This window comes from Corallococcus sp. CA041A (assembly GCF_003612075.1).
GTDB classification, from domain to species: Bacteria; Myxococcota; Myxococcia; order Myxococcales; family Myxococcaceae; genus Corallococcus; species Corallococcus exiguus.
In genome coordinates this window covers 1-13,697 of record NZ_RAWF01000265.1, presented here as the reverse complement: position 1 = coordinate 13,697, position 13,697 = coordinate 1, and the positions used below count along the sequence as shown (strand labels likewise).

General features: G+C 69.0%; 9 protein-coding genes. 7 read left to right on the top strand and 2 right to left on the bottom strand.

Translation table 11 applies throughout. The features are described from left to right. Positions 1-1,519: ComEC/Rec2 family competence protein (locus D7V77_RS33965; RefSeq protein WP_147452247.1), on the bottom strand; the 1,519-nt coding region annotated here is incomplete at its 3' end. Between the two features lie 189 nt (positions 1,520-1,708). Here D7V77_RS33965 and D7V77_RS33960 point away from each other — a divergent pair. Next, entirely contained in the window at positions 1,709-2,203 is a 495-nt protein-coding gene (locus tag D7V77_RS33960) for a CarD family transcriptional regulator (RefSeq protein ID WP_120533482.1), read from the top strand. 121 nt (positions 2,204-2,324) lie between these two features. On the opposite strand, the gene D7V77_RS33955 is transcribed toward D7V77_RS33960, so the two are convergent. Next, complete coding sequence (locus D7V77_RS33955) at positions 2,325-3,845, bottom strand: FHA domain-containing protein (RefSeq protein ID WP_120580423.1); 1,521 nt, start codon at positions 3,843-3,845, stop codon at positions 2,325-2,327. A 128-nt stretch (positions 3,846-3,973) separates the two neighbouring features. Here D7V77_RS33955 and cysS point away from each other — a divergent pair, with 128 nt between their 5' ends. The 6 genes from cysS to D7V77_RS33925 all read left to right on the top strand — a co-directional run bounded on the left by cysS (position 3,974) and on the right by D7V77_RS33925 (position 13,511). After that, positions 3,974-5,443, top strand: coding sequence for a cysteine--tRNA ligase (cysS, locus tag D7V77_RS33950; RefSeq protein ID WP_120580422.1), 1,470 nt, complete (start codon positions 3,974-3,976; stop codon positions 5,441-5,443). A 45-nt stretch (positions 5,444-5,488) separates the two neighbouring features. After that, a complete protein-coding gene (locus D7V77_RS33945) occupies positions 5,489-7,174 on the top strand; it encodes a M28 family metallopeptidase (RefSeq protein ID WP_120580421.1) in 1,686 nt (561 codons plus the stop codon). Positions 7,175-7,253: 79 nt separating this feature from the next. Then, entirely contained in the window at positions 7,254-9,419 is a 2,166-nt protein-coding gene (gene uvrB, locus D7V77_RS33940) for an excinuclease ABC subunit UvrB (RefSeq protein ID WP_172810285.1), read from the top strand. 11 nt (positions 9,420-9,430) lie between these two features. Then, a complete protein-coding gene (uvrC, locus tag D7V77_RS33935; protein ID WP_120580419.1) occupies positions 9,431-11,371 on the top strand; it encodes an excinuclease ABC subunit UvrC in 1,941 nt (646 codons plus the stop codon). A gap of 138 nt (positions 11,372-11,509) precedes the next feature. Beyond that, positions 11,510-12,028, top strand: a complete 519-nt coding sequence (locus D7V77_RS33930; protein ID WP_014398200.1) for a DUF507 family protein — start codon at positions 11,510-11,512, stop codon at positions 12,026-12,028. A gap of 61 nt (positions 12,029-12,089) precedes the next feature. Further along, positions 12,090-13,511 carry a hypothetical protein gene (locus tag D7V77_RS33925; protein WP_120580418.1) on the top strand — a complete coding sequence of 474 codons (1,422 nt, stop codon included), beginning with the start codon at positions 12,090-12,092 and terminating at the stop codon, positions 13,509-13,511. Positions 13,512-13,697 lie beyond the last annotated feature (186 nt).

The window sequence follows — 13,697 nt, the reverse complement described above, 5'->3', positions numbered from 1 at the left end:
CGTACGCCCCGCCGAGCCACGGCCCCAGGCCCGGCACCTCCACCGCCGCGAAGGGCACGGCCGCGAAGACGCGCGTCAGCACGAGGAGGAGCTCCGACGCCCAGGCGCCTGCCCACAGCACCGGCGTCGCCACGACCGGCGCCACGACGAAGAGCGCCGCGCCGCCCGCCGCGAGCCCGGTGAGCACGCCACACAAGGGCAGGGCGACGATGTTGGACACGAGCCCCGCCAGGCTCACCCTTCCGAACGCCGCCGCCACCACGGGCAGACCCACGAGCGTTGCCGCGCCGCTCGCGCACAACGTCTGCGCCACGGTCTCCCGTGCCTGGGCGGCCCACCGTTTCATTCTCCGGGGCTCGGAAGGAGACGGCCGATCCAGGGGAAGGGCCTCGCGCAGCGCGGGCGACAGCAGCCCCAGCCCCAGCACCGCGAGGAACGACAGCCGGAGCGACAGGTCCACGACACTGGAAGGCGTCCAGGCCACGAGCACCAGCGCCGCCAGCGACAAGCCATTCAGCCCATCCGCGCGCCGCCACAGCGACAGGCCCAGCAGCACCGCCGTGGCCATCACCGCCGAGCGCACCGCGGGCGCCTGGTTCCCCGTGAAGAGCACGTAGGCCCAGACGAAGGGCACCGCGGCCGGAGCCGCCCAGCGCCGTGCCTCCAGCGTCCGCCAGCGTCCACCCAGCCGCACCATCCCCAGCCTGAGCAGCGCGAGCGTCATCAGCGCGAGCGCCGCCACGTGAAGCCCACTGACGCTGAGCACATGCGCGAGCCCCGCCCGCGAGAACGCGTCCTCCCAGGAGGCATCCAGGTCCGCGCGCTGCCCGGCGGCCAGCGTGAGGAATAGCGCCGCCGCGTCCGCCGAGGGCGCGACCCCATGCACCGCCGTCGTCAGCCGTCCGCGCACGTCCTCCAGCGCGAGCCGCCACGAGGGGGCAGGGGAGAGCGCCAGCACGCGCCCCGGAACGAAGCCGCCCGTGAAGGCCACGCCCTGCCGCCGCCGCGCCGACGAGAAGTCCCGCTCGCCCGGATTCGAAGGCGGCGCATCCGGCACGAGCCGCGCTTCCACCCGCACGCGCTGCCCGGGGTGCAATTCCAGACTCTCACCTCGTCCGGAAAGGCTGACGCGGAAGCGGGCGGCGGCCGGAGGCTCCGGAATCAGCCCCGCACGGGCCACCGCGAGCCGCAATCGCACGGCGCCATCGAAGCGCTCCACGCGCTCCAATTCGCCCTCAAGGACCGCGCTGCCGCCTTCTTTCAGGGAGGGAGGGAGGTCGACCCGGGCCTCCAGGGCGGAAAGCCCTGCGCCTGTCAGGGCCAGCGCGCCGAGCACCGCCAGATGTGCTCCAGGCAAGGGGCCGAGCGCCACGCCCAACCCACCCAGGCAAAGCGCGCAGAGGAGAAATACCCCGGCGAAGCTCTCTGTTCCGGTTGCCCAGAGGGCGCCGAGCAAGAGGCTCAGCGCTGGAAAGAACAACGGACGCGTACCCAGGTCGCGCCACGAATAACGAACCAACACCCACCCCCACCCACCGCCCCGTCCGTCTCGCGGCGCTCACACCGAGCGACACCGCACACAAAACCGGACACCGTAGTGTGGCTGTCATCGGGTGGTCAAGGCGATTTCGTTGCCCGTGGATGTAGTTTGTGGTAGTAGTGGCGGGCGTGAAGGCCGGGGTCGAAGCTTTCTCCAAGGAGGCAGTTAGTGCAGACCAGCTTCAAGACTGGTGACAAGGCGGTTTATCCGGGCCAGGGCGTCGGTGAGGTGATGGGCATCGAGCACACCGAGGTCGCCGGGCAGCGCCAGTCGTTCTACGTGCTGCGCATCCTGGAGAACGGGATGCGGATCATGATCCCGATCAACAAGGTCGGATCGGTCGGCCTCCGGGAAATCATCAGCGAAGAGGACGTCAAGCAGGTCTATTCCATCCTCCGCGAGAAGGACATCTCCGTCGACTCCACCACGTGGAACCGCCGGTACCGCGAGTACATGGAGAAGATCAAGACGGGCTCCGTCTTCGAAATCGCCGAGGTGCTCCGCGACCTCTACCTGCTCAAGGGCGACAAGGACCTGTCGTTCGGCGAGCGCAAGATGCTCGATACGGCGCGCTCCCTGCTGATCAAGGAGCTGTCGCTGGCCAAGGACTGCACCGAGGAAGAGGTCGAGTCCGACCTGAAGAAGATCTTCAACCTCGCCTGAGTCCCCGCGTGACGCGAAGGCCCCAGTGGCTGTCGCGTTCGCACCCCGCGCCCCGGGTTCCCTCGATGGAATCCGGGGCGTCGTGTTTCTGGGGCCCGGCACGCGCCAGGCCCCGTGAGCCTCAAGGCGCCTGGGTGGCCAGTGCCGCCAGCTGTGAGTGGGCCTCGGCGTTGTCCGCGTCGTACTCGAGCGCGGCGGTGAAGGCCGCGCGGGCGTCGGCGAAGCGCTGGGCCTGAACGGCTTCCTGGCCCATGCGCACGTACAGCCCAACGAGCTGGCGGCGGAGGGCGACCCCCTGACGGCTCCAGCCCTGGGACAGCTCCTTGTCCGCCCGCACGGCGGCGCTGAGCGCATCGAGCGCCCGGGGACGGTCCTTCTGCGCCAGGGCGGTCCGGGCCGTGGCTTCGGCGGTCTGGAAGCGGGTGAGCTGTTGCACCAGGGGCGTGAGGTTCGCGCGCTTCGCCTGGGCCAACGCCCCGGCGACGTCACCAGATTCATAGCGAGCGAGGATGTCCGCGCGCTGGCGCTCGTCCGGAGGCCCCGCCTGTTCGGTCGAGGGCAGGGATTTCCGTCCGGACGCGGCAGCGACCTGGCCCGCGCTCGAAGAGAGCGTATGGGGTTCGCCCGCCTTCGCGGCCCCCGAGCCCTTCGCGACCTCCTGGGCGCTCGGAGCGGCGTTCCTCGATGTCGCCCCGGTGCTCGGATGCAGGCCGCGCGCGATGTCCGAGGCACTCGGAGACACCTGGCCCGATTGAGCCCTTCGCGAGATGTCCGAAGCGCTGAGGTCCTTCGCCGCTCCCAGGCTCCCGTGATTGGCATCCTTCGCGGGCGTCGCCGCCTCGATCTCCTGGGCTTCCTTCGCGGGCGCCGCTGGAGTCCTGGGGGGCTGAGCGGGCGCACCTTCCTCCGGAGCCCGCGCGGGATTCCGGTCCGCCGTACGCACGGCCACCACGCTGATCAACGCCGCGACCGCGGAGCCCACGACCGCCGCGGCCACCGCCACAGCGACCCCATTCCGCCGGCGCTTCGCCATGCGAGGCAGCAGCGGATCGAACGCCGTCCGGCTCACCGTCGGCCCGGCCCCTGAGCCGCGCAGCCGCAAGGTCGCGTTGCCCAGGCTCAGCTCGTCCCCAGGCTTGATCTCCACCTCGCCCTTGATGCGCAGGCGGTTGACGAAGGTGCCGTTCTGGCTGCCCAGGTCGCGCACCATGAAGACATTGCCCCGCCGGGTCAGCTGGGCATGGCGCCGGCTGATGGACGCATGCTGGAGCCGCAGGTCCGACGTGGAGGACCGCCCCATCGTGATGGAGCCCTGGCGCAGGGGCACGAGCTGCCCGGCACCCGGCCCGCGCTCCACGTACACGAACGCGGGCGTCAGGCCCGGATCCGAGTACTCCTTCGCCCAGTCATACCGGGGAGACAGCTCGCGGTCCGACCGGGCGCGCTCGCCCGGGCCTCGCCGCTTCGCCTTCCGGGGGCCTGCCGGATACTGGGGCACGCGCTGCGGGCGAGGATCATCCGCCTGAAGGGGGGCCACCTCGTCGTCGTCGAACGGGAGCTCCTCCGACGGGTCATCCGACGACGCCTGCTGCCCCGGAGGGCGGGGAGGGCGCGGCGGACGCTTCGGATTCGGCGGAGCCATGCGGCGATTCTCCCTATCCGACGCTTCCAACGCCAAGTGCTGGCCTGTGTGGGACCCGGGATCCTAGAGTGTGTATCGCGTTGCGCAAGTGCCGCGCCCGCCCTGTTCCCAAAGGAGGACCCTCCACCGTGGCCCCCTCATCCATCCGGCTCTTCAACACGATGTCCATGCAGAAGGAGCCGCTGGAGCCGCTCGTGCCCGGCGAAGTGAAGGTCTACGTCTGTGGGCCTACGGTCTACAGCTACATCCATATCGGGAATGCACGCACCTTCACGTCGTTCGACGTGGTGGTCCGATACCTGCGCTACCGGGGCTTCAAGGTGACGTACGTGCGCAACTACACGGACGTCGACGACAAGATCATCAAGGCCGCGCACGAGACGGGCGAGGCGCCCGTGGACCTGGCCTCGCGCTTCGTGGAGGCCTTCCGCGAGGACGCCCGCGCGCTGCACCTGCGCGAACCGGACGTGTCCCCGCGCGTGAGCGAGACCATCCCGGAGATCGTCGCCATCATCCAGACGCTCGTGGACAAGGGCTACGCCTACGAGGCGAAGGGCGACGTGTACTTCGCCGTCGACAAGGACGAGGACTACGCGAAGCTGTCCAAGCGCCACCTGGACGACCTGTGCCAGGGCGAGCGCGTGCATCCCGGCGACCTCAAGCGCCAGCCGCTGGATTTCGCGCTGTGGAAGACGGCGAAGCCCGGTGAGCCGTCGTGGGACAGCCCCTGGGGCAAGGGCCGTCCGGGCTGGCACATCGAGTGCTCCGCGATGAGCGAGAAGTTCCTGGGCCGCACGTTCGACATCCACGGCGGGGCGTTGGACCTCATCTTCCCCCACCACGAGAACGAGATCGCCCAGAGCGAGTCCGCCACCGGCCAGACGATGGCGAAGTACTGGATGCACTGCGGCTTCCTGGACCTGGAAGGCGCGAAGATGTCCAAGTCGCTGGGCAACGTGGTGCGCCTGCGCGACGCGCTCGCCAAGGTGGACGCGGAGGCCCTGCGCTTCTTCTTCCTCTCCACGCACTACCGCCACCCGCTCAACTTCGGGGAGAAGGCGCTCCAGGACGCGGAAGGGCGCATGGAGTACTTCTACGAAACGCTGCGCAAGGTGGACGAGCGCGTGGCGGGCAAGGACTTCGGCAAGGGCCCGCTGCACGGCGACCCCGCGCGCTTCCTCACGGAGTTCGAGTCCGCCATGGACGACGACTTCAACACCGCGAGCGCGCTGGGCGCGCTGTCCGGGCTCTTCGGCTTCATGAACGAGCTCACCGACAAGCCGCCCGTGAAGGACAAGCCGCTGGTGGGCCGCACGCTCCAGGCGCTGCGCGAGCAGGTGCGCGAGACGTCCCGCGTCCTGGGCGTCTTCGAGGACGACCCGGGCGAGTGGCTCCTGCGCCGTCGCGACCGCGCGGTGCGTGAGCGCGGCATCGACGTGGCGGAGGTGGAGCGCCTGCTCTCCGAGCGGACCGCCGCGCGCGCCGCGAAGGACTTCGCGAAGGCGGACGAGGTGCGAGGCGCCCTCAAGACCCTGGGCGTGGACATCATGGACACGCCTGCCGGGACCTCCTGGAAGGTGGCGGCGCCCGCCTCCTGAAAACCCGCTGGGGGGCGCCCGTGCGGCCATGCTACGCACGGGCCCATGAGGCTCCTCCCCGCGCTGTTCGTCTCGCTGTGCTCCCTGGGCTCGGTGCCCGTCCTGGCGGCGGGCGCGCCCTCTGTCACGCCGCAGGAGAAGACGGCCGAACAGGCCATCACGGCGGACCTCCTGCGCGCGCACGTGCGCTTCCTCGCGAGCGACCTGCTGGAAGGCCGCGGCCCCGGCACGCGCGGCGACGCGCTGGCGCAGGAGTACATCGCCACGCAGTTCGAGGGCCTGGGCCTCAAGCCGGGCGCGGAGGACGGCAGCTACCTCCAGCGCTTCGACCTGATGGGCATCCACAGCCGCCCGGGCACCATGACCTTCCAGGCGAAGGAGGGCCGCGTGGAGCTCCAGCCGCGCGAGGACTTCATCGCCGTGTCCGGCGTGCAGGCCCCGGAGGCGAAGCTGGACGCGTCAGAGCTGGTGTTCGTGGGCTACGGCATCGTCGCGCCTGAGTACCAGTGGGACGACTTCAAGGGCGCGGACCTGAAGGGCAAGACGCTGGTCATCCTCAACAATGATCCGGAGGACGACCCGCGCCTCTTCGGCGGCAAGGCGCGCCTCTGGTACGGCCGCTGGGACTACAAATACGAGCAGGCGGCGAAGACGGGCGCGGCGGGCGCCATCATCATCCACACCACGCCCAGCGCGGGCTATCCGTGGCAGGTGGTGCGCACGTCGTGGACCGGAGAGCAGTTCGAACTGCCCGCGGGCGACGGGCCCCGCCTCCAGGTGAAGGCGTGGACGACCGAGGACGCCACGAAGCAGGTGATGAAGCTCGCGGGGCAGGACCTGGACGCGCTGCGAGCCTCCGCCCAGAAGCGCGACTTCCGCCCGGTGCCGCTGGGCGTGACGCTGTCCCTGCGCCTCTCCAACGAGGTGCGCCGCCGGCCCACCGCGAACGTGCTGGGCCTGCTCCCTGGCAGCGACCCCACGCTGGCGAAGGAAGTGGTGCTCTACAGCGCGCACCATGATCACCTGGGCAAGAAGGACGACGGCAAGCCCGGTGAGGACGTCATCTACAACGGCGCCCTGGACAACGCGGCCGGCGTCGCCTCGATGCTGTCCGTGGCCCGCGCCTTCACCTCGCTGCCCACGCCGCCGCGCCGCTCCATCCTCTTCGCCGCGGTGGCCGCGGAGGAGTACGGCCTGCTGGGCTCCGCGTACCTCGCGGCGCATCCTCCCGTGCCCTCGGGCCGCATCGCCGCGAACATCAACGTGGACGGTGGCAACGTGCTGGGCCGCACGCGCGACATCACCGTCATCGGCCTGGGCAAGTCCTCCCTGGACACCTTCGTCACCGCGATGGCGAAGACGCAGGGCCGCACGGTGAAGGCGGATCAGCTCTCCGACCGCGGGTTCTTCTACCGCTCGGATCAATTCAACTTCGCGCGGCAGGGCATCCCCGCCGCCTACTTCGGCAGCGGCATGGACTTCATTGGCCGGCCGGAGGGCTGGGGCAAGGCGCAGCGCGGCCAGTGGGAGGCGAAGCACTACCACCAGCCCTCCGACGAGGTCCGCCCGGAGTGGGACCTGTCCGGCGCCGTGGAGGACACCCGGCTGTTCTTCCTCGTGGGCGCCCAGGTGGCGAAGGCCCCGCGGATGCCCGTGTGGAACAAGGGGGACGAGTTCGAGGCCGCTCGCCTGAAGTCCCTGGAGGCACTGAAGGCCCCGGCCGTGAAGTAGGCGGGCGCCCCGTCCTTTGTCGGACGGACGTGCACGAAGGTTCAGTACACAAGCAGCGGGGATGTTAGATCTGTCCCCTATGCCGGAGTTCGAACTCGTCAGTGAGCACAAGCCAGAAGGCGACCAGCCCAGGGCCATCGGGGAGCTGACCGAGGGCCTGCTTCGCGGCGACCGCTACCAGACCCTCCTGGGCGTCACCGGCTCGGGAAAGACGTTCACGATGGCGAACCTCATCGCCAACGTGCAGCGGCCCGCGCTGGTCATCGCGCACAACAAGACGCTGGCGGCGCAGCTATACGGCGAGTTCAAGTCGCTCTTCCCCAGCAACGCCGTCGAGTACTTCGTCTCGTACTACGACTACTACCAGCCCGAGGCCTACGTCCCGTCGACGGACACCTTCATCGAGAAGGACTCGTCCATCAACGACAACATCGAACGGATGCGCCACTCGGCGACGCACAGCCTGCGCACCCGCAGCGACGTCATCATCGTGGCCAGCGTGTCCTGCATCTACGGCCTGGGCGCCGCGCGCAGCTACGTGGACCTGGCCATCCGCGCCAGCGTGGGCGAGGACATGGGCCGCGACGGCTTCATGCGCAAGCTGGTGGAGGCCCAGTACGAGCGCAACGATCTGGACTTCCACCGCGGCACCTTCCGCGCCCGCGGCGACACCGTGGAGGTATTCCCCGCCTACGAGGAAGAGCGCGCCGTGCGCGTCAGCTTCTTCGGCGACGAGGTGGAGCGCATCACCGAGTTCGACCCGCTGCGCGGCCAGACCCTGGGCCAGCTGGAGAAGATCGTCATCTTCCCCGCCAGCCACTACGTCGCGGGCCCCGAAGCGCGGCAGAACGCCATGCGCACCATCCGCGACGAGCTTTCCGAACAGCTCCAGAAGTTCAAGGCGGAGGGCAAGCTGCTGGAGGCGCAGCGGCTGGAGCAGCGCACCATGTTCGACCTGGAGATGATCGAACAGGTCGGCTACTGCAACGGCATCGAGAACTACTCGCGCCACTTCACCGGGCGCGCGCCGGGTGAGTCGGCCCCGTGCCTCATCGACTACTTCCCGCGCGACCTGCTGGTGCTCATCGACGAGAGCCACCAGACGGTGTCCCAGATTGGCGCCATGTACCGCGGCGACCGCGCTCGCAAGGAGACGCTGGTCAACTTCGGCTTCCGCATGCCCAGCGCGCTGGACAATCGGCCGCTGAAGTTCGTCGAGTTCGAGGAGATGGTCCCCCAGGCCGTCTTCGTCTCCGCGACCCCCGCCGAGTACGAGCTGCAGAAGTCCAAGGGCGTGGTGGTGGAGCAGATCATCCGCCCCACCGGCCTCACCGACCCGGAGGTGGAGACGCGCCCCGCCGGCAACCAGGTGGACGACCTGCTGGAAGAGGTCCGCGTGCGCGTGTCGCGCAAGGAGCGCGTGCTGGTGACGACGCTCACCAAGCGCATGGCGGAGGACCTCACCGAGTACTACAGCGACGTGGGCGTGAAGGTCCGCTACCTGCACTCGGACATCGACGCCATCCAGCGCATGGCCATCATCCGCGACCTGCGCCGGGGCGAGTTCGACGTGCTCGTGGGCATCAACCTGCTGCGTGAGGGCCTGGACATCCCGGAGGTGTCGCTCGTGGCCATCCTGGACGCCGACAAGGAAGGCTTCCTGCGCAGCCACGTGTCGCTCATCCAGACCATTGGCCGTGCGGCGCGCAACGTGAACGGGCGCGTCATCATGTATTCGGACCAGATGACCGACTCCATGAAGCGCGCCATGGAGGAGACCGCGCGCCGCCGCGACATCCAGCGCGCGTACAACCTGGAGCACGGCATCACGCCGCGGTCCGTGAAGAGCAACATCACCGACTTCACGGAGAACATCCCGGACTACGACGCGGGCGCGGGCGCGCTGCCCATGGCGGCCGAAGGCGAGAACGACCTGCTGGAGCCCAAGGAGATCCAGCGCCTCATCAAGGAGTTCAGCGCCGACATGCTCAAGGCCGCGGACGAGATGCAGTTCGAGAAGGCCGCCGAGTTCCGCGACCGCGTCCAGCTGCTCAAGGACATGGACCTGGGGCTCAAGCCCGCTTCTCGCTCGCTCTTGCGCGCGCCGCCCAAGGCGGTGGACCAGCCCGGCACCACGCCCAAGAAGGGGCGGGGACGCGGACGTCCGTCCTCGTCGGGTGGCAGTTCTTCTGGCGCGTCCGGGGCGTCCAAGCCCTCGGCCCGTTCGCGGTCACGCAAGAACTAGCGAGGCCCGCCATGGACATCCGGCTGCAGGAGAAGCTGGACGCGCTGCCCACCGAGCCCGGCGTGTACCTGATGAAGGACAAGCGCGGGACCATCATCTACGTGGGCAAGGCCATCAACCTGCGCAGCCGCGTGCGCAGCTACTTCAACCGCTCCGGAGACACCCGCGTCTTCGTGTCCCTGCTGGACACGATGCTGGGCGACCTGGAGACGGTGCTCGTCCACAACGAGAAGGAGGCACTGCTTCTTGAAAACGAGCTGATCAAGAAGCACAAGCCGCGCTTCAACGTCCTGCTCAAGGACGACAAGCAGTTCATCTCCCTGCGCCTGGACCGCGCCCAGTCGTTCCCCCGGCTGGAGGTGGTGCGCAAGTACGAGAAGGACGGCGCGCGCTACTTCGGCCCGTACTCCAGCGCGGGCGCCATCCGCGAAACGCTGCGCCTCATCAACCGCTTCTTCCGCCTGCGCACCTGCACGGACCACGTGCTCGCCAACCGCAAGCGGCCGTGCCTGCTGCATCAAATCGGACGGTGTCCGGCCCCGTGCGTCTACCCGGTGCCCCCGGAGGACTACCGCAAGAGCGTGGACGAGGTGGCCATGTTCCTGGAGGGCAAGGCGGGGCAGCTCATCGAAGGGCTGCGCGCGCGGATGAAGCGCGCGTCCATGGAGCTGAAGTTCGAGGAGGCCGCGCGGGTGCGTGACCAACTGCTCGCCATCGAGCGCAGCCTGGAGCGCCAGAAGGTGGCCACCACGGACTTCAAGGACCAGGACGTGTTCGCCCTGTTCCGCGAGGGCGACCGCATCCTGTTCTACGTGCTGCACGTGCGGCAGGGCCGGCTCAACGGCGGCCAGGCCTTCCCCTTTGGCAGCCAGGAGTTCCCGGACGACGAGCTGCTCGCCTCGTTCGTGAACCTCTACTACGACCAGGGCGGCTTCGTGCCGGAGGAGATCCTGCTGCCCCTGGAGCCCGGCGACGGCACCGACGGCCTGGAGGCCCTGCTCACGGAGCGCAAGGGCGAGCGCGTGCGCGTCTTCGTCCCCAAGCGCGGGGAGAAGCATGAGCTGGTGAACATGGCGGTGAAGAACGCGGAGCAGGCGTTCGTGGAGCGCAAGCGCACCAAGGACGAAACGGACACGGTCCTGTCCCGGCTCCAGTCCAAGCTGGGCCTGCGCAACTTCCCGCGTCGCATGGAGTGCTTCGACATCTCCCACTTCCAGAGTTCTTCCATCGTAGCCTCACAGGTGGCCGTGACGGATGGGGAGACGGACAAGTCGCGCTACCGCAAATACAAGATCAAATCGGTGGAGAAGCAGGACGACTTCGCCAGCATGTACGAGGTCATCACCCGCCGGCTCAAGCGCGGCCTGGAGGACAACGAACTGCCGGACCTGCTCGTCATCGACGGCGGCAAGGGTCAGCTCGCCAGCGCGCACGCGGCCATGAAGGACCTGGGCGTGGAGGGCGTGGACGTGGTGGGCCTGGCCAAGAGCCGCGATCAAGAAGTTTTTGACCGGGACGCGGAGAGCGCGAAGAGTCCCGAGCGCGTCTTCGTCCTGGGTCGCAAGGATCCCATCGTCCTGCCGCAGAATTCAGCGGAAATGTTCATGCTGACGCGCATGCGGGATGAGGCGCACCGCTTCGCCATCACCTTCCAGGGCAAATCCATGCGCAAGAGTTCCTTGCGTTCCGCGCTGGAGGACATCCCCGGCGTGGGGGAAGGCCGGCGGAAGATGTTGCTGCGCCACTTCGGTTCTCTCAAGCGGGTGGGCGAGGCCAGCATCGAGGAGCTGACCGAGGTCGTGGGCCCGGCGATGGCCGAGCGCGTCCACGCGGGTCTGCATGGCGACCCCGAGGACGACACCGAGGACCCGGTGCGCGAGGCGTCCCTGGATGACGCTTCCGAACCCGTGCACGAAAAAGCGGATGGAGGGTCGCCACCCGGTGCGGCATGATTAAGTTCCGCTTCGGACGCCGGGGGGACTGGCCGCTGGAACCCGCGACGTTCCTAGGGTTTTTCATTGCGACCATGCTCCGCGCTGATTTATAGCGGTTGAAGATCCGAGCACGTTTGAAGAGGACGAGGGACCGACATGAGGCTGTATCCGAAGGTGATCCCGATCATCTCGCGCGAGGCCATTCAGCAGCTCATGCAGGACGGGGACATCGAGGTGGAGCCGATGCGCGTGGCCGACGCCGAGATGGATCTCTCCGCCATCATGCGCGAGTACCTCGCCAACGAAGAGCGTGTGAACCAGGCGACGCGCGAGGCCCTGGAGCGTCGGGGATATGACTACTCCAAGTTCAACCAGGTGAAGCGCGAGATGGCGGACGTGCGCGGCTTCAAGATGGGGGACGAGGGCATCGAGTACGTCATCAACCAGATGATTGAGTTCCTCCTCATCAGCCGGAACGTCGAGGAGGTCTACTCCCCCGACAACGTGCTGCGTCAGAAGATGTTCCAGGGCATGAAGAAGCACCTGGACGTCGACGACGAGATCGACCGGGAGGCCCGCTCGCGGCTGAAGCACCTGCAGGAAGGCACGAGCGCCTTCGACATCGAGTACAACAAGACGGTCGAGCAGATCCGCCGCGCCCGCGGTCTGATTTAGTCCCGGGGCGTGCCACGGCCCGCTCCGCTGCCTACCTTCAAGTTCAAGGGAGGCAGCGTCGATGGCGGGTTCAATCACGAGCATCTTGCTGTCCGGTGTCCTGGCGGCGGCGCCAGGGAGCGACGGGTTCACGTTCGAGGGCCGGGAGGCCAGCGCGAGGACCGAGCGGCCGGACGGTTACTTCTTTGAAGGTCCCCTACCGTTCAACGACTTGACCGAGCGGGGCACGGGGCAGGCGTCGTTCTCCGTGCGGGATCGAGTCGGCATGCCGAACGCGACCTTCGGCGACAAGGCGCAGCTCTCCGCGAGCCTGCGCGTGGGTGGCACCGAGTACCGCGTGGAGCTGACGCAGACGGGCTTCCCGCCAGTGCAGGCGATGTCGCCGGTGCCCGCCGGGCCGCTCCCCCCACCGCCGCCGCACCTCATCGAGGGCGGGGTGCTGATGGGTACGCCCATCTACGGCGAAACAGGCATTGGCTGGCGCGCCACGACGCGCGCGCACGCGGCGATGGCCGTCTGGGGCATTGGCAGCGTGTGGCGCAACGGGACGCTGCTGACGGACTCGGCGCTGGTGCACGCGGCGGCGTTGGACGCGGGCACGTTCTCGGATGACGACACGACGCGGCTGTTGCGCGAAGCGCGGCCCGGGGACACGGAGCTGGTGGTGGTGGTGTGGAACCTGCCGCCGCAGGCGGAGCCGCGCGGGTTCATCCAGTTCCTGTTCGACAACGTGTCCATCGAAGTGGAGGGGACGCGGGTGCCGTCGCTGGCGGTGGTGCCCACGACAGGGGAGATGCCCTCGTCGCTCGCGACGCTGACGCCGGTGGCGCCCACGGCGTTCCCGGCGGCGGTGGCGCCCATGTCCGCGCCACGCTTCGCGCAGGGCACGGGCGGCAGCGGCACGGTGGGGACGACGGGTGTCGCGACCACGGCGGGGCCGGGGACCGGCGCGGTGATTCCGGAGGTGGGCGCGGCGGGGACGACGACGGTCATCCTGCCTTCGGCGCCCGCACTGCCTTCGGAAGCGCCTTCGACGTACAGCGGGTCGTTCGCGCCCTCGGCGCCCACCAATCCGCCCTCGGTGGTGTCGGGAGTTACGCCGGGCTCCGCGGCCCCGGTGGGGCAGGGGACGTTCGCCACGCCGCCGACGGTGGCGGGCGTGTCCGTGGGGGGCTTCACCGCGCCGCAGATGTCCGCGCCGGACTTCAACAACTTCGTGGGCACCAGCCAGGTGAGCCCGGGCATCCTCGCCACGGTTCCACCGCTGTCGCAGTCCGCCAGCACGCCGGCGTCGCCCATCCTGGGGACGCCCGCGCCGCTCAACACCGGAACGCCCGGGCCGCTCCTGGGGACGCCCGCGCCGCTCAATTCCTCGCCGAGCATCGCGTTGCCGGCCACCCCGTCCCCGGCCAACGCCGCGCCCGCCACGGCTCCCGCGGCGGCCCCGGCACCGGCGGGTGGTGCCGCGGGGCCCGCGCCCTGAGGGAGTGTCGCGACGCCGCCGTGACCTGCCCGCCCGATGCGATTCAAACCTGTCCGACAGGAGGGTTGCGCGGAATAAGCAATCTGATGGGTCCTGTAGAAGGGAGATGACGTCAGAAGAGGGAGCCTCCTGCTCGTCTGCGGAGCAGCGGAGCAGACGCCGCGTCGCCAAGGACCCGACGCCGCG